23 protein-coding genes are annotated in these 20,995 nt (G+C 71.8%); 8 read left to right on the top strand and 15 right to left on the bottom strand.

What is annotated here, in order from left to right:
• Nucleotide 1: 1 nt before the first annotated feature.
• A complete protein-coding gene (locus ABCQ75_RS12475) occupies nt 2–622 on the bottom strand; it encodes a TlpA family protein disulfide reductase (RefSeq protein ID WP_345885693.1) in 621 nt (206 codons plus the stop codon).
• Nucleotides 623–663: 41 nt separating this feature from the next.
• The gene (locus tag ABCQ75_RS12470; RefSeq protein ID WP_345885692.1) at nt 664–1,332 is read right to left on the bottom strand and encodes a histidine phosphatase family protein; all 669 of its coding nucleotides are present in this window, start codon (nt 1,330–1,332) and stop codon (nt 664–666) included.
• A gap of 255 nt (nt 1,333–1,587) precedes the next feature.
• Here ABCQ75_RS12470 and ABCQ75_RS12465 point away from each other — a divergent pair, with 255 nt between their 5' ends.
• The 4 genes from ABCQ75_RS12465 to ABCQ75_RS12450 all read left to right on the top strand — a co-directional run bounded on the left by ABCQ75_RS12465 (nt 1,588) and on the right by ABCQ75_RS12450 (nt 4,756).
• Nucleotides 1,588–2,154, top strand: coding sequence for a YceI family protein (locus ABCQ75_RS12465; protein ID WP_345885691.1), 567 nt, complete (start codon nt 1,588–1,590; stop codon nt 2,152–2,154).
• 66 nt (nt 2,155–2,220) lie between these two features.
• Entirely contained in the window at nt 2,221–2,955 is a 735-nt protein-coding gene (locus ABCQ75_RS12460) for a hypothetical protein (RefSeq protein ID WP_345885690.1), read from the top strand.
• A gap of 165 nt (nt 2,956–3,120) precedes the next feature.
• Complete coding sequence (locus ABCQ75_RS12455) at nt 3,121–4,041, top strand: hypothetical protein (protein ID WP_345885689.1); 921 nt, start codon at nt 3,121–3,123, stop codon at nt 4,039–4,041.
• Between the two features lie 28 nt (nt 4,042–4,069).
• Complete coding sequence (locus ABCQ75_RS12450; RefSeq protein WP_345885688.1) at nt 4,070–4,756, top strand: hypothetical protein; 687 nt, start codon at nt 4,070–4,072, stop codon at nt 4,754–4,756.
• A 36-nt stretch (nt 4,757–4,792) separates the two neighbouring features.
• Here ABCQ75_RS12450 and ABCQ75_RS12445 read toward each other — a convergent pair whose 3' ends face one another.
• Both ABCQ75_RS12445 and ABCQ75_RS12440 read right to left on the bottom strand, forming a co-directional pair.
• Entirely contained in the window at nt 4,793–5,500 is a 708-nt protein-coding gene (locus ABCQ75_RS12445; protein WP_345885687.1) for a redox-sensing transcriptional repressor Rex, read from the bottom strand.
• Nucleotides 5,501–5,598: 98 nt separating this feature from the next.
• Nucleotides 5,599–5,853, bottom strand: coding sequence for a glutaredoxin family protein (locus ABCQ75_RS12440; RefSeq protein WP_345885686.1), 255 nt, complete (start codon nt 5,851–5,853; stop codon nt 5,599–5,601).
• Between the two features lie 64 nt (nt 5,854–5,917).
• Between ABCQ75_RS12440 and ABCQ75_RS12435 the strand changes: the two genes are divergently transcribed.
• On the top strand, nt 5,918–6,727 hold the full coding sequence (locus ABCQ75_RS12435; RefSeq protein ID WP_345885685.1) for an HAD family hydrolase: 810 nt from the start codon (nt 5,918–5,920) through the stop codon (nt 6,725–6,727).
• A gap of 101 nt (nt 6,728–6,828) precedes the next feature.
• On the opposite strand, the gene ABCQ75_RS12430 is transcribed toward ABCQ75_RS12435, so the two are convergent.
• From ABCQ75_RS12430 to ABCQ75_RS12420, 3 genes are all read right to left on the bottom strand, one after another.
• Nucleotides 6,829–6,927 carry a 30S ribosomal protein bS22 gene (locus ABCQ75_RS12430; RefSeq protein ID WP_003792170.1) on the bottom strand — a complete coding sequence of 33 codons (99 nt, stop codon included), beginning with the start codon at nt 6,925–6,927 and terminating at the stop codon, nt 6,829–6,831.
• A gap of 114 nt (nt 6,928–7,041) precedes the next feature.
• Nucleotides 7,042–7,254, bottom strand: coding sequence for a helix-turn-helix domain-containing protein (locus ABCQ75_RS12425; RefSeq protein WP_345885684.1), 213 nt, complete (start codon nt 7,252–7,254; stop codon nt 7,042–7,044).
• Between the two features lie 10 nt (nt 7,255–7,264).
• Complete coding sequence (locus ABCQ75_RS12420) at nt 7,265–8,395, bottom strand: 3-deoxy-7-phosphoheptulonate synthase (RefSeq protein WP_345885683.1); 1,131 nt, start codon at nt 8,393–8,395, stop codon at nt 7,265–7,267.
• A 374-nt stretch (nt 8,396–8,769) separates the two neighbouring features.
• On the opposite strand from ABCQ75_RS12420, the gene ABCQ75_RS12415 reads away from it, so the two are divergent.
• Complete coding sequence (locus tag ABCQ75_RS12415) at nt 8,770–9,477, top strand: ANTAR domain-containing protein (protein WP_345885682.1); 708 nt, start codon at nt 8,770–8,772, stop codon at nt 9,475–9,477.
• On the opposite strand, the gene ABCQ75_RS12410 is transcribed toward ABCQ75_RS12415, so the two are convergent.
• From ABCQ75_RS12410 to ABCQ75_RS12400, 3 genes are all read right to left on the bottom strand, one after another.
• The gene (locus ABCQ75_RS12410; protein WP_345885681.1) at nt 9,467–10,291 is read right to left on the bottom strand and encodes a glycosyltransferase; all 825 of its coding nucleotides are present in this window, start codon (nt 10,289–10,291) and stop codon (nt 9,467–9,469) included. The genes ABCQ75_RS12415 and ABCQ75_RS12410 overlap by 11 nt on opposite strands.
• A 60-nt stretch (nt 10,292–10,351) precedes the next feature.
• Complete coding sequence (locus tag ABCQ75_RS12405; RefSeq protein WP_345885680.1) at nt 10,352–10,912, bottom strand: ArsR/SmtB family transcription factor; 561 nt, start codon at nt 10,910–10,912, stop codon at nt 10,352–10,354.
• Between the two features lie 96 nt (nt 10,913–11,008).
• A complete protein-coding gene (locus ABCQ75_RS12400; protein WP_427916096.1) occupies nt 11,009–12,250 on the bottom strand; it encodes an acetoin utilization protein AcuC in 1,242 nt (413 codons plus the stop codon).
• A 131-nt stretch (nt 12,251–12,381) separates the two neighbouring features.
• Here ABCQ75_RS12400 and ABCQ75_RS12395 point away from each other — a divergent pair, with 131 nt between their 5' ends.
• Both ABCQ75_RS12395 and ABCQ75_RS12390 read left to right on the top strand, forming a co-directional pair.
• On the top strand, nt 12,382–13,794 hold the full coding sequence (locus ABCQ75_RS12395; RefSeq protein WP_345885679.1) for a TrkH family potassium uptake protein: 1,413 nt from the start codon (nt 12,382–12,384) through the stop codon (nt 13,792–13,794).
• A gap of 28 nt (nt 13,795–13,822) precedes the next feature.
• Nucleotides 13,823–14,491 carry a potassium channel family protein gene (locus ABCQ75_RS12390; RefSeq protein ID WP_345885702.1) on the top strand — a complete coding sequence of 223 codons (669 nt, stop codon included), beginning with the start codon at nt 13,823–13,825 and terminating at the stop codon, nt 14,489–14,491.
• A 106-nt stretch (nt 14,492–14,597) separates the two neighbouring features.
• On the opposite strand, the gene proC is transcribed toward ABCQ75_RS12390, so the two are convergent.
• The 5 genes from proC to topA all read right to left on the bottom strand — a co-directional run bounded on the left by proC (nt 14,598) and on the right by topA (nt 20,939).
• Nucleotides 14,598–15,428, bottom strand: coding sequence for a pyrroline-5-carboxylate reductase (gene proC / locus ABCQ75_RS12385; RefSeq protein WP_345885678.1), 831 nt, complete (start codon nt 15,426–15,428; stop codon nt 14,598–14,600).
• Nucleotides 15,429–15,675: 247 nt separating this feature from the next.
• Nucleotides 15,676–16,491, bottom strand: a complete 816-nt coding sequence (locus ABCQ75_RS12380) for a sugar phosphate isomerase/epimerase family protein (RefSeq protein ID WP_345885677.1) — start codon at nt 16,489–16,491, stop codon at nt 15,676–15,678.
• 110 nt (nt 16,492–16,601) lie between these two features.
• Nucleotides 16,602–17,621, bottom strand: coding sequence for a Ppx/GppA phosphatase family protein (locus ABCQ75_RS12375; protein WP_345885676.1), 1,020 nt, complete (start codon nt 17,619–17,621; stop codon nt 16,602–16,604).
• Nucleotides 17,622–17,637: 16 nt separating this feature from the next.
• On the bottom strand, nt 17,638–18,177 hold the full coding sequence (locus ABCQ75_RS12370; RefSeq protein WP_345885675.1) for an SseB family protein: 540 nt from the start codon (nt 18,175–18,177) through the stop codon (nt 17,638–17,640).
• Complete coding sequence (gene topA, locus ABCQ75_RS12365; protein WP_345885674.1) at nt 18,174–20,939, bottom strand: type I DNA topoisomerase; 2,766 nt, start codon at nt 20,937–20,939, stop codon at nt 18,174–18,176. Before topA ends, ABCQ75_RS12370 begins: the two co-directional genes overlap by 4 nt.
• Nucleotides 20,940–20,995: the final 56 nt, after the last annotated feature.

Genomic DNA, 20,995 nt, shown 5'->3' with positions numbered 1-20,995 from the left:
GCTACTCGGCCACCGCGGTGACGAGGAGCGCCTTGAGCGTGCTCCTGTCGAGCTGTCCGAGCACGCGTGCGGCGACGCGGCCCTCCTTGTCGAGCACGAGGGTGGTCGGCACGGCGCCCGGCGGCACCATGCCGGAGACGGCGAGGAGCACTTGGCCGTCCTTGTCGTTGAAGCTCGGGTACCCCACCCCGAACGTCGACTCGAACGCCTCGGCGGTGCCCTTCTCGTCGCGAAGGTTGACGCCGTAGAACTGGACGCCCTTCGGGGCGAACTCGGCATGGAGCGCCTCGAGGTCCGGAGCCTCGATCCGGCAGGGCGCGCAGGCGGCGAACCAGAAGTTCAGGACCGTGACCTTCCCGGCGAAGTCCGCCGAGCTGACCTTGGTGCCGTCGTAGAGGGTGCCCGTGAATGCGACAGGGGCCTTGCGCGTGCCCGCGGCGTACTCGGTGACAGAGCCGTCTCCGGCCACGTAGTTCTTGTTGTCCCCGGCGCGCGCCTGGGCAGCGAGGGGGTCATCGGCGGCGCAGCCGGCGAGGACGGCGGAGAGGCCGGCTGCCGCGAGGGCGCTGGCCGCCGAGAGGAGACGGCGCCGCGTGGGCTGGGGAGTCAGGGGGTTGGTCATGCGCGGTTCCTGGCCGTGGGGCCGTTCGGGGTCGGGGCCACTCAGGCCCCCGGGGTGGTCGAGGCGCCGGGCAGGAGCCGGGCAGCGGGCTCGGAGTATGCGACGGAGAGGACGGCGCCCGTCTCGGCGTCGACGGTGAGGGAGGTCAGGGAGGTCAGGGTGCACTCGCGGCGGCGGGGGTCGTGGGCCAGGCGGCGGCCCTCGGCCTTGAGGCGCGCGGCCCAGATGGGGAGCTGGTGCGCCACGAGGATGGCCTCCGCGCCGTCTCCCCCGCGGTCGACCGCAACGCGCGCCGCGTCTGCCACGGCTGCGAGGACGCGCGCGGCCTGCGCCTCGTATGCCTCGCCCCACGAGGGCCGCAGAGGGTTCGTGAAGTAGCGCCAGTGCCGCGGGTGGGCCAGCTCGCGCTTCGTGACCCGCAGGCCCTCGAAGTGGTTCTCCGCCTCGATGATGCGCGGCTCGGTCTCGACCTCGAGCCCAAGGGCGCGGGCTGTGGGGGCCGCCGTCTCCTGGGCACGGGTCAGCGGCGAGGCGGCGAGGTAGACGAAGCGCGCGCCGTCGTGCACACGTTTCGCGAAGTGCTCGGCGAGGCACCGCGCCATCTCCTGGCCGAGCTCCGAGAGGTGGAACTCGGGGAGCCGCCCGTAGAGCACCCCAGCGGGATTGTGGACCTCGCCGTGGCGCAGCAGATGGACGGTGGAGATGGGCATGGCATCCATTTTCTCAAACGTGACGGGCGGCGGCGAAATCGCGGGGAGTCCGGCGCCGAAAAACTTCTACCTGAAGTAGAACTACCACGCCCCGCCGGGAGTTCCCTGAAGGCCTCGGACGCAACGCCCCGCCGCAGCAGGCCCTGCGTGATCAGCTCTGGCGTGAAGTGCCCCACTCCCCCTTGCGGTCCATGCAAAGGCATGTTTCTATTGAAGGGCCAGATAGTTGACGCTTCAACGAACCTAGGAGTTCCCATGACTCTCCCCCACGGCCTGACCCCCGGAACCTGGACTCTCGACGGCTCGCACAGCGAGATCGGCTTCACCGTCCGCCACGCGGGCATCAGCAAGGTCCGCGGCCGCTTCGGCGAGGCGACCGGGACCGTCGAGGTGGGCCACAGCCTCGCCGAGACCAAGGCCACCGCCGTGGTGAAGACGGCGTCCTTCGACTCGGGCGACGCCAACCGCGACGCCCATGTGAAGGGCCCGGACTTCTTCGACGTCGAGGAGTTCCCGGAGATGACCTTCACCGCGACCTCGATCGCGGCCGACGGCGAGGAGTTCGACGTCACCGGCGACCTCACCATCAAGGGCGTTACCCGGCAGGTGACGATCGAGACCGAGTTCAACGGCGTGGCCGTGGACCCCTTCGGCGCCACCCGGGCCGGCATCTCCGGCGAGACGACGATCTCCCGCAAGGACTTCGGGCTCACCTGGAACGCGGTGCTCGAGGCAGGCGGCGTGCTCGTCTCGGACAAGGTCGTCATCTCCCTCGACCTCGCCTTCGTCGCGCAGCAGGCAGAGCAGGCAGAGCAGGCCTGACCGGGGGGACCGCCGCAGCCGCACCATCCCTAGTGGGACCCCACGGTGCGCTATAGGGTGAGCCCCATGAGCAGCCCCCAGCAGCCGCAGAGCGGCAACAGCCCGTACGGCCAGCAGCCCCAGGGCAGCAACGATCCCCACGGCCAGCAGCCCCAGGGCGGCAGCGGGCCCTACGGCCCCCAGCCGGGCCACGGGCAGCAGGCCCAGCCGGGCTACGGGCAGCAGGCCCAGCACGGTCAGCAGGCCCAGTACGGGGGCCAGCCGTACGGGCAGCAGCCGTACAGCCAGAAGGCCGACGCGAATGCCTACGGCCAGGGCACCGCTTCTCCCTTCCAGATGCCCGCCGATCGACCTCGGTCCTTCCAGGAGGCGATGCCGGTCGGCGGGCTGTCCGGGATCTTCAGCACCGGCGGGCTCCCCACAGAGCTCAAGGTCTCGTACTGGATCTGGCTCGTGGGCGGTGTCCTGGGTGTGCTCTTCGGCTTCTTCGGCCTTCTCGGCGGCATCGCCCTCGCGGCGCTCGCGGGGCCCGTGGGAGTGTTCATCATCGTGCTCGTGCTCATCGGGGTCGTCGTGGCGGCGGCGCAGATCGTGCTCGCGATGAAGATGAAGGAAGGGCGGCAGTGGGCCCGTCTGGGGCTCACTGTCCTCGCCGGCGTCTCCCTCCTCCTGGCGATCGTGGCCTCCGGCGGGGACGGGGGCGGCAACTGGTTCGGCTTCCTCGTCTCGGCCGTCGCGACGGTGCTCATGTGGGTGCCAAAGTCGCAGGCCTGGTTCCAGGCAGTGGCGCCCCGCGCCTGACCCATTCCCCGGCGTGCGCGGCCCCTGCGCCTCGGCACGGGCAGGAACTCGCCCGCCCCGGCAGCCCGCAAGGACTGCCGGGGCGGGCCTCTGAGGGATAGGGTGACCTCAATGCCCCGGGGACAGGCATCAGGTCCCCGGCACATGCCGACGAAAAGGACCATGATGAGCACCCCTCCCGTCCCGCCCTCAGGGGACCAGCCGAAGGATTCCGGGGCCCCGGACGAGGGACCAACGGGTCGTCCCGCACCGCGCTACGGGCAGTACGCGCCGGGTTCCGACGGGAGCCAGGCCCCCGAGCCCGGCCAGCAGCCGGGAGAGCACGGGCAGCAGCAGCCGGGAGAGCACGGGCAGCAGCAGCCGAACCAGTACGGCCAGCAGCCACCCCAGTACGGCCAAGCCCCCCAATACGGCCAGCAGCCGCCCCAGTACGGTCAAGCCCCCCAATACGGCCAGCAGCCGCAGTACGGGCAGCCGGCACAGTACGGGCAGCCGGCGCCGCAGTACGGCAAGTACGGCGAGCAGCCGACCCCGTACGGCCAGCCGCAGTACAACCAGTACTCGTCCGCGCCGTTCGGCGCTCAGCCGAGCGAGGCCGAGGAGCGCAGGGCAGTCCGCTCTGCGTCGCTCATGATGTACCTGACGGCCGCCGCGGAGGCCGTGATCGCGATCCTCGCGAGCATGGTCACGCTCTCCCTGCCGTCCGATGCGCTGCGGGATGTCTTCGAGCAGGCCGGCGGGCCCGCCTCGGGGTTCACCTTCGAGCAGTTCAGCGGGATGATCGGCGGCGTGGTGTGGTTCATCCTCGTGCTCGCCCTGGCCAACGCCGCCGTGATCGCCCTGTGCGCCGCGTTCCTCGGGAAGGGCCGCCGGTGGGCGCGCACCCTCGGCACGGTGTTCCTCTGCCTCGCTGTGGGCAGCCTCTTCGCAGGCGGGCTCTTCGCCGTGGTCACGATCGCACTCGCGGTCACCGCCATCGTGTTCCTCTTCCGCCCTGCGGTGACAGCGTTCCTCGCCCGCGAGAACCGCTTCCAGAATCCCTACGGCCCCGGCGGTCCGCGCCTGGGCAACCCCTACGGGCAGTAGCCCACAACGCAGCAGGGAGGGTGACCCCATGACCCAGCACTCCGACACTCCCGCCCCCCAGGTGCCGCCGCGCGAGCCCGGCTCCCATGGGCAGGCCTGGTCCGACACTTCCCAACCCGCCTCCGGAGGCGGGTTCGGAGGTCCGTGGCCCAGCCAGGTCCCGAGCGGCAGCTTCCCGGGCATGCCTGCGGTGGGCCTCGAGAGGCCGGGGAGCATCAAGGCCTCGTTCTGGCTCATGCTCGCGGCCGGTGTCCTCCCGCTCCTCGGCGTCCCGGCCCTCGTCTCCAGCTCGATCCAGACCCTCCGCGAGTCGTTCGCCGCGGCGGCCCTCCAGACCGGGTCGGACCTCCCGCCCGGAGCACTCGAGCAGGTCGAGGCCCTCATGGTCCCGCTCATCTGGGTGTCCTCGGTGGTCAGCGTGGGCATCTACGTGCTGATCGCCTTCGGCATCCGCGCCGGCATGAACTGGGTGCGGATTGTCGCGACGGTCTTCGCGGGCCTCGGCATCATGGCGACGGTGTTCTCGTTCGCCCTGTTCGCCATTGCGGGCATCCCGCTCGACGCCGCGTATGCGCTCTACCCCGCGGATCCGCTCTGGTACGCCTCCACCCTCGCGGGGTCCCTCGCCTTCTACGGCTCGGTCGTCGCTGCCTGGCTCCCGCCCTCCAACCGCTACGTCGCCGCCCGCCGCGCTGCAAAGCACGGCTATCGGTGACCTGCGCCTGAGCCTGACGGCCCCAGGGCCCTGGGCTCAGGCGGGATCGCCCGCCGGTTCGCCGCTCTGGCCGCCGGACTCGCCGCGCTGGGCATGATAGGCGAGGATCTGCAGCTCGGTGGCCATGTCCACCTTGCGCAGGGTGACGCCCTCGGGGACCTGGAGGATCGTGGGGGCAAAGCTCAGGATGCTGCGCACCCCGGCGGCGACCACCCGGTCGCAGGCGGCCTGGGCTGCCGAGGCCGGGAGCGCGAGCACGGCCATGTTGGTCCGTGTGCGGCGGAAGACGGCCTCGAGGTTCGCGGCGTCCCCGACCCGCAGCCAGCCCACCTCGTTGCCGATGATCTGCGGATCCGTGTCGAGCAGCGCCACGACGTCGAAGCCGCGCGTGCCGAAGCCGCCGTACCTGGCGAGCGCGCGGCCGAGGTTGCCCGCCCCGACGATTGCGACGCGCCAGTCACGGGTGAGGCCGAGTGCCTCGGAAAGGTGCTGGCGCAGGTTCTCGACCTCGTAGCCGACCCCGCGCGTGCCGTAGGAGCCTAGCTGTGAAAGGTCCTTTCGCAGGGTAGCGGAGCTCACCCCCGACACCTCCGCGAGGGCTTCTGAGGAGACGCGCTCCACTCCGTCCGCGAGGAATCCGCCGAGCGCGCGCAGGTAGACGGTGAGCCGTGCGACCACCGCCGGCGGCAGGCCGCGTTCCCCCGCACCAGTGGGTGCCGGGTCCGTGCCGCCTGCTCGTGCCACGCGTGTGCTCCTTGCCTTCGCCCGCCTGCCGCGGGCGGATCCACTCTAGGTCCGGGCCGGCGGGGGCGCCAAAAGCGCTGTCGCCGGCGGGCTGGGCCTCAGCCTCGGCGGGCCGCGGCGACGACCCTCGCGAGCCGGGCCTCGTCGATCTTCCAGAAGTCGCGCTGGATCCCGTCCACAAGGACCACGGGGACCTCCTCGGCGAAGCGGCGGTGGAGGTCGGCGTCGTCGTCGATCCTCCGCTCCGCCCAGGGCACGCCAGCAGCCGAGGCCACCCGGTCCACCGCCTCGCGGGCGGCCTCGCACAGGTGGCAGTCGGTCTTGGTGACGAGGACGATCTCCGGCGTGCGCATGGTCCCACGGTAGCGCGGGCCGGGGCAGTGCGGGTGCCGCCAGAGGCCTCGCTAGACTCGGACCATGCCCGAAGCCACGAAGGAGCAGCGCCCGGTTCGCGCCGCCCCGCCCGCGCGGCCCACCGAGGCGGCCTTCTTCGACGTCGACAACACCCTGATGAAGGGCGCGAGCCTGTTCCATGTGGGCCGCAAGATGCACCAGCGGGGCGCGTTCACGCTGCGCGAGGCCGCCGGCTTCGCCTGGAAGCAGCTCGCGTTCGTGTGGCGCGGCGAGAACCTCAAGGACGTCCACTCGATCCAGGCCTCGGCGCTCTCGCTCGCCGCCGGCCTCCTGAGCGATGACGTCCGGACCCTCGGCAACGAGGTGTACGACGAGTTCATCGAGTCGCGCATCTGGCCGGGCACGAAGGCCCTCGCCGAGCAGCACCTCCGGGTGGGCCGGAGGGTATGGCTCGTCACGGCGACGCCGATCGAGGTGGCCTCGGTCATTGCCGACCGGCTCGGCCTCACCGGCGCCCTCGGCACGGTTGGCGAGATCGAGGACGGCGCCTACACCGGAAGGCTCGTCGGCGAGATCCTGCACGGGAAGGCGAAGGCGGTAGCGGTCGCCGCGCTCGCCGAGCGCGAGGGCCTGGACCTGCGGAACTGCTGGGCCTACTCCGACTCCCACAACGACATCCCGCTCCTGAGCCTCGTGGGCCATCCGGTCGCGATCAATCCGGATGTGCGGCTGCGTGCCCACGCCCGCCTCCACAACTGGCCCGTGTACGACTTCCGCGCTGGCCGCCGGGCCGCGACGCTCGGGCTCAAGCTGGCCACGGTGGGCGGGGCCGTCTACGGGCTGTGGCGCGGGTTCGCCCGCTTCCGCCGCTGAGGCACCCGCCACCGGCCGGAACGCCGCACAGGCAACGCAAGAGGCCCGCCCCCCGGAGGGGACGGGCCTCTTGGCACCTGGCCTCGCGACGAGGCGGCCGCCTACTTCTTGTTGCGGCGCTGGTGACGGGTCTTGCGGAGCAGCTTGCGGTGCTTCTTCTTGGCCATGCGCTTGCGGCGCTTCTTGATAACCGAACCCACGTAAGTTCCTTACAGTAGTGCCCCGGGCCGCTGGCCGGGCGCACACACTGGGCGGCCTTCAACCAACTGCTGGTGACGTGACGTAAAACGTTCCTGAACAGGATACCCCACGCTTCAGGCGGTCTCGCTCCGCCCGTCGACGACGGCCTGCCTGAGGTACTGTTCGACGGCTGCCTCCGGCACGCGGTACGAGCGGCCGAACCGGACGGCGGGCATGTCGCCGGCATGCACGAGGCGGTACACAGTCATCTTCGAGACCCGCATCATCTCCGCCACCTCGGCCACGGTGAGGAAGCGCGAGGTGGAGAAATCGCCCATAGCAGCCATACAAGTAACTCTAGTGGCTGGAGTGGCTCTTGGGAACGCGGCGGCTGCGCGCTGCCGCGGCCAGCTGGCCCAGGACCTGCCCCGTGACCTCCCAGTCCATGCACTTGTCGGTGACGCTCTGCCCGTACGCGAGCTGGGTCCGCCCCGCGGCGTGCGCCTCGACGTCCAGGCTCTGCGCTCCGCCGAGGAGGAAGCTCTCGAGCATGACCCCCGCGATGAGCCCGCCCGACTCGCCGCCGGCGGCCAGCTGCGCGCCGATCTCGAGGGCCACTTCCGCCTGGCGGTGGTGGTCCTTGCCGGAGTTGGCGTGGCTCGCATCCACGATGAGCCGCGGGTTGAGGCCCTTGGCAGCGAGCTTGGCCGACGCGGCCAGCACGTGCTCGGCACCGTGGTTGGGCCCGTCGGCCCCGCCGCGCAGGATGACGTGCGTGTCAGGGTTGCCCGACGTGGCGACGAGTGCGGCCCTGCCCTCGCCGTCGATCCCGAGGAACGACTGGGGCGCAGCAGCGGCTCCGCAGGCGTCGATCGCGACCTGGAGCCCGCCATCGGTGCCGTTCTTGAACCCGACCGGCATGGACAGGCCCGAGACAAGCTGACGGTGGATCTGGCTCTCCGTGGTCCGCGCGCCGATCGCGCCCCAGGCGATGGCGTCCGCGGTGTACTGGGGGCTGATGGGCTCGAGGAACTCGGTGGCGGTGGGGAGCCCGAGCTCGAGCACTCCCAGGAGGAACTGGCGCGCGGCCCGCAGCCCGCCGGCGATGTCATGCGTCCCGTCCAGGTGCGGGTCGTTGATGAGCCCCTTCCAGCCCACGGTGGTGCGCGGCTTCTCGAAGTAGGTGCGCATCACCACGAGCAGGTCCTCCCGGTGGGCGCGGGCGACGACGGCGAGTCGCCTCGCGTAGTCCAGCCCGGCTTCCGGGTCGTGGATGGAGCATGGGCCCACGATCACGAGGAGTCGGTCGTCGAGGCCGTCCATCACGGCCCGCACCTCGTCCCGGCCGCGCTCGACCGTCCTCGCGGCGGAGTCGGCGAGCGGGAGCTCGGCGAGCAGCTGGCTCGGGGTGGGCAGCGGCATGAACTCCGCGACGCGGAGATTCGACGTGGTGGAGTTCTGCTCGGGGGCGAGTGCCTGGGGGTTCATGGGGTTCCTGTCTGGTGCTGTGACAGGCCCTCTGGACCAGAGCCTGCCGTGGAATGGCAAAGGGCAAGGACCGTGAGGTCCCTGCCCTGTTGGCTCTGGAGTCGGTACGCGCGCTCTACGCCTGGCCCTCCAGAGCCAACGCAAAATACGCATACCAACGATTGATCATGCCGCTACGGTAGACGGGCGGAAGAAGGCGCGCAAAGCGGTGTCCGCATCGTGGTCCTGAGAGCGCGTCCATCAATTTGACCAACACGGGCCACGGGGACAAGATGAAGCGCATGCCCCCTTGGTGCGGGGCATGCGCTCAGGAAACGGGCACCTGCAGCAGCACGCGGCCACCTGCCATGGCCGCGCCCAGAAGGAGCGCCCCCATGGCCGCCCGGCCCGACCCCCGCATGACCCACGACCTGTTCCACCTCCTGCTGTCGACGAACGACCTCGCGGAGCTCCTGGAGGGCCTCTCGCGTCGCAGCCACCGCACCCTCGCGTCCTTCGGCGACTACGCCTGCGGGTTCGTCCTCCGCCGCCGCAACCGGCCCGCCGTCGTCGCCGGCTGCACCGCCGCGTTCGGCGAGCGCCTTGCGGAGCGGCTCGAGAGCGGCGACGAGCACCTCGCCCGGCCGCTCCAGCACCGCCGCTCCTCCCTCGTCTCCCCCGCGCCCAGGGAATGGATGGCCGACGCCGGCCATGCCCTGCTCGCCGCACCCGTCGCGTCTGGTCCGGACGGCCACGCCGCGTTCGCCGTGATCGGTCCCCGCCCCCCGCATCCGGCCGAGCAGCGGCTCCTGCTGAGCACCGTGGGCCGGGTGCGCAATGAGAGCTCGTGGGCGCTGCGGCTCGCAGTCCGCTACACCGCGGAGCTCGAGCGCGCCGACCACCGCGCCCGTGCGATGCAGAACCGCACCGTGATCGACCTCGCGATGGGCATCATCATGGCCCAGAGCCGCTGCTCCGCCGACGAGGCCTTCGACGTGCTCCGACGCGCATCCAACCACCGGAACGTGAAGCTGCGTGACGTGGCCGCCGAACTCGTCCAGCGCATCCACCCCAAGCCGCCGGCCACGCTCTTCATCGACTGAGCTGCGCGAGCGCAGCCACGGCTGCCCCCACGCCGTCCTCGGCACGCGCCGCCTCGCCGAGCGCGGCCGCGCGTGCCCGGATGCCGGCGTCGTCCATCGCGTGCGCGAGGCGTGAGGCGAGCCCGTCCGCGGTGAGGCGGCGCTGCGGCAGGGGCCTGGCGGCGACACCGAGGGCATGCATGCGGCGCGCCCAGAACGGCTGGTCCGCGACGAACGGGCACAGGACCTGGGGCCGGCCGGCCCTCGCGGCCGCGGCCGTGGTGCCCGCGCCTCCGTGGTGCACCACGGCCGCGACCCGCGGGAAGAGCGGCGTGTGCGGCACGTGCTCCACGGCGAGGACCCGGCCCGAGTCCGGGACCTCCGAGAGCCCGCCCCAGCCCGTGGCGATGACCGCCCGGACGCCGGCCAGCTCGGCCGCCTCGAGGCATGCGCGCGTGGTGGCCTCCGGATCCGGGCCCGCCATGGAGCCGAAGCCGATGTACACGGGCGGTTCGCCGGCGTCGAGGAACGCCTCGACACGCTCGGGCAGCGCCGCGCCGTGGCTGGCCCGGTTGACCCAGCCGGGCATACCCCACGGGAGGTCGGCGCCCGGCCACGGGAAGGTCCCGGTGGGCACGTAGGAGAGCGCATCCGCGTCCGCGAGCAGGCCGTCGTCGAGCTCCTGGACGGCCAGCCCCGACTCGTGGGCCAGTCCGGCCAGGCGGCGCGGGACCGCAAGCACGGGGGTGTGGCCTTCGGCCGAGAGGCGTTCGCCGAGGGCCAGGAAGGGCTCGATGTCGCCACGCGTCCCGAATGCCGCGAGCAGTGCCTTCATGCCGGGCTCCTCCTGTGCGGTGGACGCCTGGGCTCCGCGGCCCCCTGCTCGCCGCCGCTCCTACCTGCGGCGCCCGAACTTGGGAAGGTTCGCCATGAGTTCCGTGGCCCTCGCGGCCGCGCGCTCCACCGTGCGCTCCACGGTCCGCTGGATCTGCGCAGGCCGGCCGCCTTCCGCGGGCCCCATCTCGCCGGCCGGCCCGGGCAGGACGGCGGCGGGCACTATGGCGCCCGGTGCCGCGGGCGGGGCGGGCACTGCGGGCGCGCCGGCGGGCACGACGGCGGACCCCGCCGGCTCCGCACCTTCCGCATCTTCCGCATGTTCCGCGGCAGCCTCCGGTACGGCCGGCGCCGGGGACACCGGCGCCGTGCGCAGTTCGGCGAGCCAGCCGCCCACCTCGGCCAGGGGCTCGGCGCGGAGCGCGTAGTAGCGCTTCTGGCCCTGGGCTCGCGTGGTCACGAGGCCGGCGTCGCGCAGGACCCGCAGGTGCTTGGACACGGTGGGCTGGCTCGCTTCCAAGGCGTCCACCAGCTCGCCGACCGCCTTGTCGCCCGTCCGCAGCGTGTCGAGGATGTCCCTGCGCGTCCGGTCCGCGATGACGGCGAAGATGTCTGTCCCCATGGGCCCAAGCCTACCGCGCAGCGCCTGGGCCCGACCGACGGCCGGGGCCGCGGGCACGGGCCCGGCCGTACGCCGGGTCCGGGGCGGGACCCGGGATCAGTCGAACCAGGGATCCAGGCCGTGGAAGGGGAAGACCTCCTTGCGCGTGGCCATGATCGCCCTGTCCACGGGGTCGTTCGGGTTGACGCCGATCTCCCACGAGCGCCACCACGTGTCTGCGCCCTCACCCATGAGGACCGGCGCCTGGCGGCCGTAGCGCTCCCGCACGTACTCACGCCACGGACCCGGAGTGGGGGCCGTGAGGGCCACCGGCCGGCCCGCCGCGATGCCCACGAGGTGCGCCCACGAGAGGGGCACGGCGTCGAACACCGCGTAGCCGCCGCCCCCGGTCGCGACCCAGCGGCCGGCGCAGTGCCGGCGGGCGAGCGAGGAGATGCTCAGGGCGGCCTCGCGCTGGGCGTCGATGGTCACGGCGAGGTTGGTGAGGGGGTCGAGGTGGTGGGAGTCGCAGCCGTGCTGGCTCACGATCACCTCGGGCCGGAAGGCCTCCACGAGCGGCGGGACCACGGCGTGGAATGCCCGTAGCCAGCCCGCGTCCCGCGTCCCGGCCGGGAGGGCCACGTTCACCGCAGTGCCGGGGGCGTGCGGCCCGCCGGTCTCGGCCGGGAACCCCGTGCCGGGGAACAGGGTCAGCCCGCTCTCGTGGACGGAGACGGTCAGGACACGGGGGTCGTCCCAGAAGATGCGCTCGGTCCCGTCGCCATGGTGCGCATCGATGTCTATGTAGGCCACGCGGGACACGCCCCGGTCGAGGAGCCGCTGGACGGCCGCGGCGGCGTCGTTGTAGATGCAGAAGCCGCTGCCGCGGTCCGCGGCCGCGTGGTGCATCCCGCCGGCGAAGTTCACGGCGTGGAGCGCAGTGCCGGCGAGCACGGCGTCGGCCGCCTCCAGCGACGCGCCCACGATCCTCGCGCTCGCCTCGTGCATTCCGGCGAACACCGGGTCGTCCTCCGTGCCGAGGCCGCTCTCGGGGGCGGGTTCGGCGGGGTTCTCGCTCACCCGGCGCACGACGGCGATGTAGTCCCTCGTGTGCACGGTGGCCAGTTCGTCGTCGGTCGCCACGTGCGGCGCCACGACGTCCACCCAGGGGAGGCCGAACAGGCCGAGGTCGCGGCACAGGCGCGCGGTGAGGTCGAGTCGGGCCGGGCTCATGGGGTGGTGCGGGCCGAAGTCGTACTCGAGCAGGTCCTCGTGCCACGCGACCTGGGTGGGGAATCCGTCCCGCGTGAGGGCGCCGGGACGGGGCTCCGCCTCCGGCTGCGCTGCGGGATCGGACATGCTGCAAGGCTACCGGACGGCACTGCCCCGCAGTCCGGGGCGCCGGTGGTTTACTGTGACGAGCAGGTCCGCAAGAATCCCGAGGCGCGGACACGATCGACGCGGACAGGACTGACGAGGTACACCCGCCGATGGCCGAGACGAAGCCGATGTGGACCCCCGCGCCGGAACGGGAGGGGCTCGGGCCGCTCACCGGCCCCCGCGACTTCCTCGACCGTGTCGCCGCCTCCTCCCCCGCACGCCTGGCCATGCTCGCGTTCGTCGTGGCCATCGCGCTCTTCACCGCCCTGCTCTCCCTGCCGATCGCCGCCGCGGACGGCCAGCGGACCCCCTTCCACGAGGCGCTCTTCACGGCCGTCTCGGCCGTGACGGTCACGGGCCTCGCGATCGTCTCGACTCCCGAGCACTGGACCCTCTTCGGGCAGGCGTGCATCCTCCTGGGGATCTTCACGGGCGGCCTCGGGACCCTGACCCTCGCCTCGCTCCTGTCCCTCATGGTGAGCCGCCGCCTCGGCCTGCGCGGGCGGCTCATCGCCCAGGAGGCCCTGAACAACTCGAGCCGACTCGGCGAGGTCGGCGAGCTCCTGAGGATCGTCATCGGCACCTCCGTGGTGATCCAGGGCGCCCTCGGGCTCGTCATGGCCGGGCGCCTCACGATCCGGGGCGAGCATCCCTTGGTGGCGGCATGGCACGGCGTCTTCTACGGCATCTCCTCCTTCAACAATGCCGGGTTCGTGCTGCACGAGGCAGGCGCCGCCGAGTTCGCCGGAGACCTGTGGATGCTCGGGCCGATCGGCCTCGGCGTCTTCCTCGGCAGCCTCGGCTTCCCGGTGGTCCTCGGGATCCTCCAGGGCGGCCTGCGCCCGAGCAGGTGGAACCTGCACGTGAAGCTCACCATCACGGTCTCGGTGGTCCTGCTCGTGGCCGGCGCTGTGCTGTGGGGATGGATGGAGTGGGACAACCCGCGCACGCTGGCCGGGATGCCGCCCTGGGAGAAGGCCGTCAATGCGGTCTTCGCGTCCATCAACACGCGCTCGGGCGGGTTCAACGTGGTGGACCAGAACGCGATGGAGGGCACCACGCTGCTGCTCTCGGACGCCCTCATGTTCGCCGGCGGAGGCTCGGTGTCCACGGCGGGCGGCATCAAGGTCACGACCCTCGCCGTCATGTTCCTCGCGATCGTGGCCGAGGCCCGCGGCGTGGACCGCGTGGAGGCGTTCGGCCGCACCATCCCCGAGGGGACGATGCGGGTCGCGGTCGCGGTCATCATGGCGGCCGCGACCTGGATCCTCGTGGGCTGCTTCCTCATGCTCGCGTTCACGGACCTCGCCATGGACCGAGTACTCTTCGAGGTGATCTCCGCCTTCGCCACGGTGGGCCTGAGCACCGGGGTGAGCGCGGAGAGCGGCCCGGCGGGCGCCTACATCCTCACGGTGCTCATGTTCACGGGCCGCATCGGGACGATCACCCTCGCCTCGGCGCTCGCCGTGCGGCAGCGCATCCAGCTCTACCACTACCCCGAAGAGAGGCCGATCATTGGCTAGCACGATCACCCCCACCGGCTCGGCATCCGTGGCCCGACGGCCCAACCCGAACGCCCCGGTCCTCGTCATCGGGCTGGGCCGGTTCGGGTCGGCGACCGCCGAGCAGCTCGTCAAGCAGGGCCGCGAGGTCCTCGCGATCGAGCGGGACACGGACCTGGTCCAGAAGTGGTCGAGCGCCCTCACCCACGTGGTCCAGGCGGATGCGACCAACATCGATGCCCTGCGGCAGCTCGGCGCCCACGAGTTCCAGTCCGCGGTGGTGGGCGTCGGCACGTCCATCGAGTCCTCGGTGCTCATCACCGCGAACCTTGTGGACCTCGGGGTGGAGCACCTGTGGGTCAAGGCGATCACGCCCTCGCACGGCAAGATCCTCTCCCGCATCGGCGCGAACCACATCATCTACCCCGAGGCGGACGCGGGCGTCCGGGCAGCCCACCTCGTGAGCGGCCGCATGCTGGACTTCATCGAGTTCGACGACGACTTCGCGATCGTCAAGATGTACCCGCCCAAGGAGACCCAGGGCTTCACCCTCGCAGAGTCCCAGGTGCGCTCGAAGTACGGCGTGACGATTGTCGGGGTCAAGAGCCCGGGCGAGGACTTCACCTACGCGCAGCCGCACACCAAGGTCAGCAGCCGGGACATGCTGATCGTCTCCGGCCACGTGGACCTGCTCGAGCGGTTCGCCGCTCGGCCGTAGGACGCGCGGCACGGCACAGCCGGCCGTGACCTGCCTGTGGGACCGCCGGTCCAGTTCTCAGAAGCACGGCCGCATGCTTCAGGAGCTGCCGCGCCCCGAACGCGGGTCAGCCGAGCTCGCGCGTGATCTCCCGGGCGCGGGCGGTGGCCGCGGCAGCGCCGTCGGCGATGATGCCCGGGAGGCCCCGCTCGTCGAAGACCGCGATGGCGCGCTCCGTGGTGCCGTTCGGGCTCGTCACCCCGCGTCGCAGCTGGGCGGGGTCCGCGCCCGGCTCGGCGAGCATGAGCCCGGCACCGACCACGGTCTCGCGGGCGAGGACGAGCGAGAGCTCGCGGTCGAGGCCGAGCGACTCCCCGGCCGCAGCCATGGCCTCCGTGAGGTAGAACGCGTACGCGGGGCCGGACCCGCTCACGGCGGAGACGGCGTCGATCTGCTCCTCCGGGACCTCGACGACGACCCCCACCGCGGAGAACAGGTCCACCGTGCGCTTGACGTCCTCGTCAGAGGCGTGGGTGCCGCCCGAGACCGCAATCACGCCGCGGCCCACCCGGGCAGGCGTGTTGGGCATGGAGCGCACCACGGGCTGCCCATCCGGGAGCGCCCTCTCGAGCTGGGCGATCGAGACGGCGGCGGCCACGCTGACCACGACCGCCGAGGGCGAGAGCACAGGCGCGAGCGACGCCGCGAGGTCCGCGATGCCCACCGGCTTGACCCCGAGGACCACGACTGCGGCGCCGCGCACCGCCTCGAGGTTCGCCGCCTCCTCCTCACCGGTCGCGATGACGGTGACACCGTGCCTCTCGGCGAGCTCCGAGGCGCGGCTCGCCCGGCGCACGGTGGCGACGATGTCCCGTGCGGGGACGCCGGAGGCGAGGAGTCCGGCCATGATGGCCTCGTTCATGGAGCCGCAGCCGAGGAACGCGATCTTGTTGGTCATGGTCCCCATCCTGCCAGTCCCGCCCCCGCGTGCACATTCACAGTGATCTCCCAGCGGAATCCTTGGTTCCGTCAAGCAGCCGACGCGTACAGTTGAACCACTCATTAGGTGCGAGTGATGGGGCCGGCGGTTCTCCGGCGGTCCCCGGCGCCGGGGCGGTGCAGGAGATTTCCCCCCAATGTCTCCCGCAGGACCGCCCCGGCGTTTCGCGTTCCGGGCAGTTCTGGCCCAGCCCGCCTCGCTCCGGCTAGTCCACCGCTACGGTCTGGCCCAGATGCGTCCGCGCGAAGGCGAGCGTCTGCGCCAGGAGCCGCTCCCGGTCTCCGGCCCCCCGGGCCTTGCGCGTGCTGATCTCGGCCACGATGGCGCCCTCGAATCCGTTGCCGGCCAGATGCTGCAGGCACTCTGCCACGCGCTGGGTGCCCTGGCCCGGCACGAGGTGCTCGTCACGGAACGTGCGCCCGGACCCGTCGGTCAGGTGGACGTGGCGCACGGCGTCCCCGAGCGCCTTGAGGGCCTCGAGGCTGTCCTCCCGCGCGGTCGCGGCGTGCGAGAAGTCCCACGTGACGTCCCGATAGCCCTGTCCGACCGGGTCCCAGTGCGGGAGGTAGGCCAGGGTCTCGCGCCCGCGCACGCGCCACGGGTACATGTTCTCCACCGCGATCCGCACCCCGAAGGCGTCCGCGAGGTCCCTCACGCCGTGCGCGAACGTCTCGGCGTAGTTGCCCTGCCACCGGAAGGGCGGGTGGACCACCACGGTGTCGCACCCGACATCGAGCGCCATCCTGCAGGACTGGCTGATCTTGTTCCATGCCGAGCCCCACACCTGCTGGGTGAGCAGGAGCGTGGGCGCATGGATCGAGACGATCGGCTGCGAGTAGCGCTCCGCGAGATGGATGAGCTCATCCGCCTTCTGGCTCGTGGCGTTGTTGGTCACCATGACCTCCACGCCGTCGAAGCCCAGGTCCGAGGCCACCGCGAAGGCGTCGTGGACGCTCAGCGGGTAGACCGATGCGCTCGAGAGCGCTACGGGGATGTGGCGGTCGGTCTCGGTGGGCTCCATGGGCGCTCCCTGTCCTGTCGTTCCGCGTGCGGTCTCGCCTGCCGTCTCGCCGGGGCCCTGGCGGGGGCCCGCGTCGTCCGGCTGCACCGGACCGTCATCCGGCACACTGTTCATGCCCGCGACCTCGCAGGATGAACCCTCGCGGAGCGGAGGCGCTCGCTCTGGATCGGTCCGATGTGGGCGGGCGGCTCGAGGGGGCCCTCGAACACGAGCTGGTCGAGGCGGCGCAGGATCAGGCCCTCGCGCAGCGCCCACGGGCAGATCTCCACCTCGTCGATCTCGAAGAGCTCCATCGCGGCCTCGGCGGCGAGAGCGCCGGCCAGCACCTGACGCGCCCTGGCCTCCGACACTCCAGGGAGGTGCATCCGGTCCGAGGCGGCCATGGCCGAGATCCGCTGGGTCCACAGGCCCAGGTCCGTGCGTGTGAGGACCCGGCGCACGTACGGGCCGGCTGCGGACGGCGCGGCGCCCGCGATCCTGGCGAGGGAGCGGAAGGTCTTCGAGGTGCCGGCCACGAGGTGGGGGCGGCCCAGCGGCGCGAACTGCCTGGCCACGGGTCGGAGCGTCTCGCGCACATAGCGGCGCAGGTCCTTGACGCTCTTGGCGCTCGGGGGGTCCTCGGGAAGCCAGTCGCGGGTGAGCCGCTGGGCGCCCAGGGGCACGGACGTGGCGACCGACGGGAGGGAGTCGTTCCCCATTGCGAGCTCGAACGATCCGCCGCCGATGTCGAGGTCGAGGATCATCCCCGCGCCCCAGCCGTACCAGCGCCGCACGGCGAAGAACGTCATCGCGGCCTCTTCGCGGCCCGTGAGCTCCTGGAGGACCACGCCCGTCTCGGCCCTCACCCGTTCGAGGACGTCCTCGCCGTTGGCTGCCTCCCGGATCGCCGAGGTGCAGAACGCGAGGAGGTCCTCGGCGTCGTGCCTTCCCGCGAAGGCCCACGCTTCCCGGACGAACCCGACGAGCTCGGCCTGGCCCTGCTCGCTGATGCGGCCGCCGTCCTCGAGGTGCTTCACGAGGGAGAGGGGCCGCTTGTGCGAGGCGTAGGCGACCGGCTGCGCGCCCGGATGGGCGTCCACGAGGAGCAGGTGAACGGTGTTCGAGCCGATGTCGAGGACGCCTAGACGCATGAGCCCATTATTCCCGTCAGCGGTCCCCGCCGGACCCGCCCTGTGCGCCGGGGCCCTGATCGGCCTCCTCGGCGTCCGCGGGCCGGAAGTCGCGCAGGACGGCGGCCACGTGCTCCGTGCTCAGCTCGAACCCGAATGCGGCGCCCGGATTGAGCACGAGCCCGAGCTCCGTCCCGAGGTTCTGCAGCAGGAGGGCGCCCTGCGTCTCCACCACCATGGGCGCATGCTCGATGAAGTCCGGGCGCACCCGCTGCCGATGCGTGAAGGCCGCCACCACCGGCTGGCCGTCGCCGTTCGTGAGGACGAGAGGCTCCACGTACTCGGTCTCGCCGGGCACCGGCTCCGGCACGAGGAGGCACACGATGCTGTTGAGGAAGGCGAGGATCGGGGCGGTCTCGGTGTTCTCGCCCGTGGAGCCGTCCGCCACCTCGAGGGCCGCGGCGAGCGCCTCCTCGAGCTCGTTCAGCGGGGCGGGATCGAGGTGAGGCTCGCCGCCTCCCTGCTCCGCGCCTCCTCCGGGTCCCGTCCCGATGCTGTTGCCGTCTTCTGTGCTCACTTCGCTCCTGCCCGCGCGCGGCCGCCAGCCGCGCGCCCGCGCGATGCCGGCCGCTTGGCCGGGCCCTTCGCGCGCTTCTCGGCGAGCAGCTCGATGGCGCGTTCGCGCGTGAGCTCCTCGATGGCTGTGGCCCGTGGGACCGTGATGTTGGTGACGCCGTCCGTGACGTACGGGCCGAACCGGCCCTCCTTGACGACGATCGGCTTGCCCGACGTCGGGTCCTCGCCGAACTCGGCCAGCGGCGCCGCGGCGGTCCGCCCGCCGCGCTGCTTGGGCTGCGAGTAGACCTCGAGCGCCTGCTCGAGGGTGATCGTGAAGATCTCCTCCTCGCTGCCGATCGAGCGCGAGTCGGTCCCCTTCTTCAGGTACGGGCCGAATCGGCCGTTCTGGACCGTGATCGCGTTGCCCTCCGCGTCCTCGCCGAGCCGCCGTGGGAGGGTGAGCAGCTGGAGCGCCTCGTCCAGGGTGACCGTGTCCACAGTCATCGACTTGAAGAGGCTCGCCGTGCGCGGCTTGACCTTGGTGGGCTTCTTGGGCGGCTTGGGCTTGCCGTTCTTGTAGTACTCGACCGGCTGGGCCGCGAGCTGCTCCTCGGTCGGCTCCTCGATGACCTCCGTGACGTACGGGCCGTAGCGGCCGTTCTTCGCCACGATCGTGTGCCCCGTGTGCGGGTCGGCGCCGAGGACCCGCTCCTCGGGGCCCGCGCTCTCCATGAGCTCGCGCGCCTTGTCCGCGGTGAGCTCGTCGGGGGCGAGGTCGTCCGGGACGTTGGCCCGCTCCGGGGCGGTCCCCTCGGGGGCGTCGGCGGGCAGCGGCTTCTCGAGGTACGGGCCGTACTTGCCCACGCGCAGCACGATCCCGGGCGCGATCTCGACCGAGTTGACCTCGCGCGCGTCGATCTCGCCGAGGCCGCTGACGATCCTCGTCAGGCCCGGCGTGTGCTCGTCGCCGAAGTAGAAGTGGCTCAGCCAGTCGGCGCCGGCCTGCTCGCCGGCCGCGATCCGGTCGAGGTCCTCCTCCATCTCCGCCGTGAAGTCGTAGTCCACATAGTCGTGGAAGTGCTCCTCGAGCAGGCGCACCACGGAGAACGCGATCCAGCTCGGCACGAGGGCCGTGCCGCGGGTGCGCACGTAGCCGCGGTCGATGATGGTCGAGATGGTCGCGGCGTACGTGGACGGGCGGCCGATCCCCCGCTCCTCGAGCGTCTTGACGAGCGAGGCCTCCGTGTAGCGCGGCGGGGGCGAGGTCTGGTGCCCGCCCGGGGTGAGCTCCACGGCGTCGAGCCCCTGGCCCTTCGCAAGCGCGGGCAGGCGCCCGCCCTCCCCTGCCGAGGACGGGTTCTCGCTGTCCTCGCGGACCTCGTCGCGGCCCTCCTCGTAGGCGGCGAGGAAGCCGCGGAACGTGATGACGGTGCCGGAGGCGGCGAACTCGGCGTCCCGGCCGGCGGCGGCACCGGAGGCGGTGGCGCCGAGGCGTACGGTCGCGGTGGAGCCCTTGGCGTCCTCCATCTGAGAGGCGACGGTGCGCTTCCAGATGAGCTCGTAGAGCCGGAACTCGTCCTTCGAGAGCTGCTGGGACACCTGGGCCGGAGTGCGGAACGAGTCGCCCGCGGGGCGGATGGCCTCGTGGGCCTCCTGCGCGTTCTTGGACTTCGAGGCGTACACGCGGGGACGGGTCGGGACGTACTCGGTGCCGTAGAGCTCCGAGGCCTGGCGACGGGCGGCCGTGACCGCCTGGTCGGACAGCGCGGTCGAGTCCGTACGCATGTACGTGATGTAGCCGTTCTCGTACAGCCGCTGGGCGAGCTGCATCGTCACCCGGGCCGAGAAGCGCAGCTTGCGGGCCGACTCCTGCTGCAGGGTCGAGGTGGTGAACGGTGCCGCCGGACGCCGGGTGTACGGCTTCTCCTCGACCGAGCGGACCGTGAAGGCGGCCGCGGCGAGTCCCTCGGCGAGGGCGCGGGCGGCCGCCTCGTCGAGCAGTTCCGCGTTCTTCGCCGTCAGGCGGCCCCGGTCGTCGAAGTCCCGGCCCGTGGCCACCTTCCTGCCGTCCACGGCGGCGAGGCGGGCCGAGAAGCTCCGTGCCCCGCCGGCGTCGTCCGCCCCGTCCTGCAAGGCGAAGGTGCCCACCACGTCCCAGTAGTCCGCAGTGCGGAACGCCATGCGCTCGCGCTCGCGCTCGACGACGAGGCGGGTCGCGACGGACTGGACGCGGCCCGCGGACAGGCCGCCCGCGACCTTGCGCCACAGGACCGGGGAGATCTCGTAGCCGTAGAGCCGGTCAAGGACGCGGCGGGTCTCCTGGGCGTCCACGAGCGAGGCGTCCACGTCCCGCAGCTCGGCCATCGCGCGCTGGATGGCCTCCTTGGTGATCTCGGGGAACGTCAGCCGGTGCACGGGCACCTTGGGCTTGAGGACCTCGAGCAGGTGCCACGCGATGGCCTCTCCCTCGCGGTCACCATCGGTGGCGAGGTAGAGCTCGTCGGCGTCCTTGAGCTTGGCCTTGAGCTCCGCGACCTTCTTCTTCTTGTCCGGGGACACGACGTAGTAGGGCTCGAAGCCGTTCTCGATGTCCACGGCGAACTTGCCCATGGACGTCTTCTTGAGCTCGGCCGGGAGGTCCGAGGGCTGCGGGAGGTCGCGGATGTGGCCCATCGAGGCGTCCACCTCGAATCCCTCGCCCAGGTACTGGGCGATGGTCTTGCTCTTGGCCGGCGACTCCACGATCACGAGCTTCTTGCCGGTTCTAGCCTTCGTGGCCACGCTACTCCTGTCGGAAACTGCACGTGCTGCAGGAACTGCCGTCTGGGCGCGGCGAG

The organism is Sinomonas halotolerans, assembly GCF_039615075.1.
GTDB lineage: Bacteria > Actinomycetota > Actinomycetes > Actinomycetales > Micrococcaceae > Sinomonas > Sinomonas halotolerans.
This window is presented reverse-complemented; position numbering and strand designations above follow the sequence as displayed.

Coding starts and splice junctions, on each gene's coding strand:
- ABCQ75_RS12475 (WP_345885693.1), bottom strand. CDS start 622: ATGACCAACCCCCTGACTCCCCAGCCCACGCGGCGCCGTCTCCTCTCG.
- ABCQ75_RS12470 (WP_345885692.1), bottom strand. CDS start 1,332: ATGCCCATCTCCACCGTCCATCTGCTGCGCCACGGCGAGGTCCACAAT.
- ABCQ75_RS12465 (WP_345885691.1), top strand. CDS start 1,588: ATGACTCTCCCCCACGGCCTGACCCCCGGAACCTGGACTCTCGACGGC.
- ABCQ75_RS12460 (WP_345885690.1), top strand. CDS start 2,221: ATGAGCAGCCCCCAGCAGCCGCAGAGCGGCAACAGCCCGTACGGCCAG.
- ABCQ75_RS12455 (WP_345885689.1), top strand. CDS start 3,121: ATGAGCACCCCTCCCGTCCCGCCCTCAGGGGACCAGCCGAAGGATTCC.
- ABCQ75_RS12450 (WP_345885688.1), top strand. CDS start 4,070: ATGACCCAGCACTCCGACACTCCCGCCCCCCAGGTGCCGCCGCGCGAG.
- ABCQ75_RS12440 (WP_345885686.1), bottom strand. CDS start 5,853: ATGCGCACGCCGGAGATCGTCCTCGTCACCAAGACCGACTGCCACCTG.
- ABCQ75_RS12435 (WP_345885685.1), top strand. CDS start 5,918: ATGCCCGAAGCCACGAAGGAGCAGCGCCCGGTTCGCGCCGCCCCGCCC.
- ABCQ75_RS12425 (WP_345885684.1), bottom strand. CDS start 7,254: ATGGCTGCTATGGGCGATTTCTCCACCTCGCGCTTCCTCACCGTGGCC.
- ABCQ75_RS12420 (WP_345885683.1), bottom strand. CDS start 8,395: ATGAACCCCCAGGCACTCGCCCCCGAGCAGAACTCCACCACGTCGAAT.
- ABCQ75_RS12415 (WP_345885682.1), top strand. CDS start 8,770: ATGGCCGCCCGGCCCGACCCCCGCATGACCCACGACCTGTTCCACCTC.
- ABCQ75_RS12410 (WP_345885681.1), bottom strand. CDS start 10,291: ATGAAGGCACTGCTCGCGGCATTCGGGACGCGTGGCGACATCGAGCCC.
- ABCQ75_RS12405 (WP_345885680.1), bottom strand. CDS start 10,912: ATGGGGACAGACATCTTCGCCGTCATCGCGGACCGGACGCGCAGGGAC.
- ABCQ75_RS12400 (WP_427916096.1), bottom strand. CDS start 12,250: ATGTCCGATCCCGCAGCGCAGCCGGAGGCGGAGCCCCGTCCCGGCGCC.
- ABCQ75_RS12395 (WP_345885679.1), top strand. CDS start 12,382: ATGGCCGAGACGAAGCCGATGTGGACCCCCGCGCCGGAACGGGAGGGG.
- proC (WP_345885678.1), bottom strand. CDS start 15,428: ATGACCAACAAGATCGCGTTCCTCGGCTGCGGCTCCATGAACGAGGCC.
- ABCQ75_RS12380 (WP_345885677.1), bottom strand. CDS start 16,491: ATGGAGCCCACCGAGACCGACCGCCACATCCCCGTAGCGCTCTCGAGC.
- ABCQ75_RS12375 (WP_345885676.1), bottom strand. CDS start 17,621: ATGCGTCTAGGCGTCCTCGACATCGGCTCGAACACCGTTCACCTGCTC.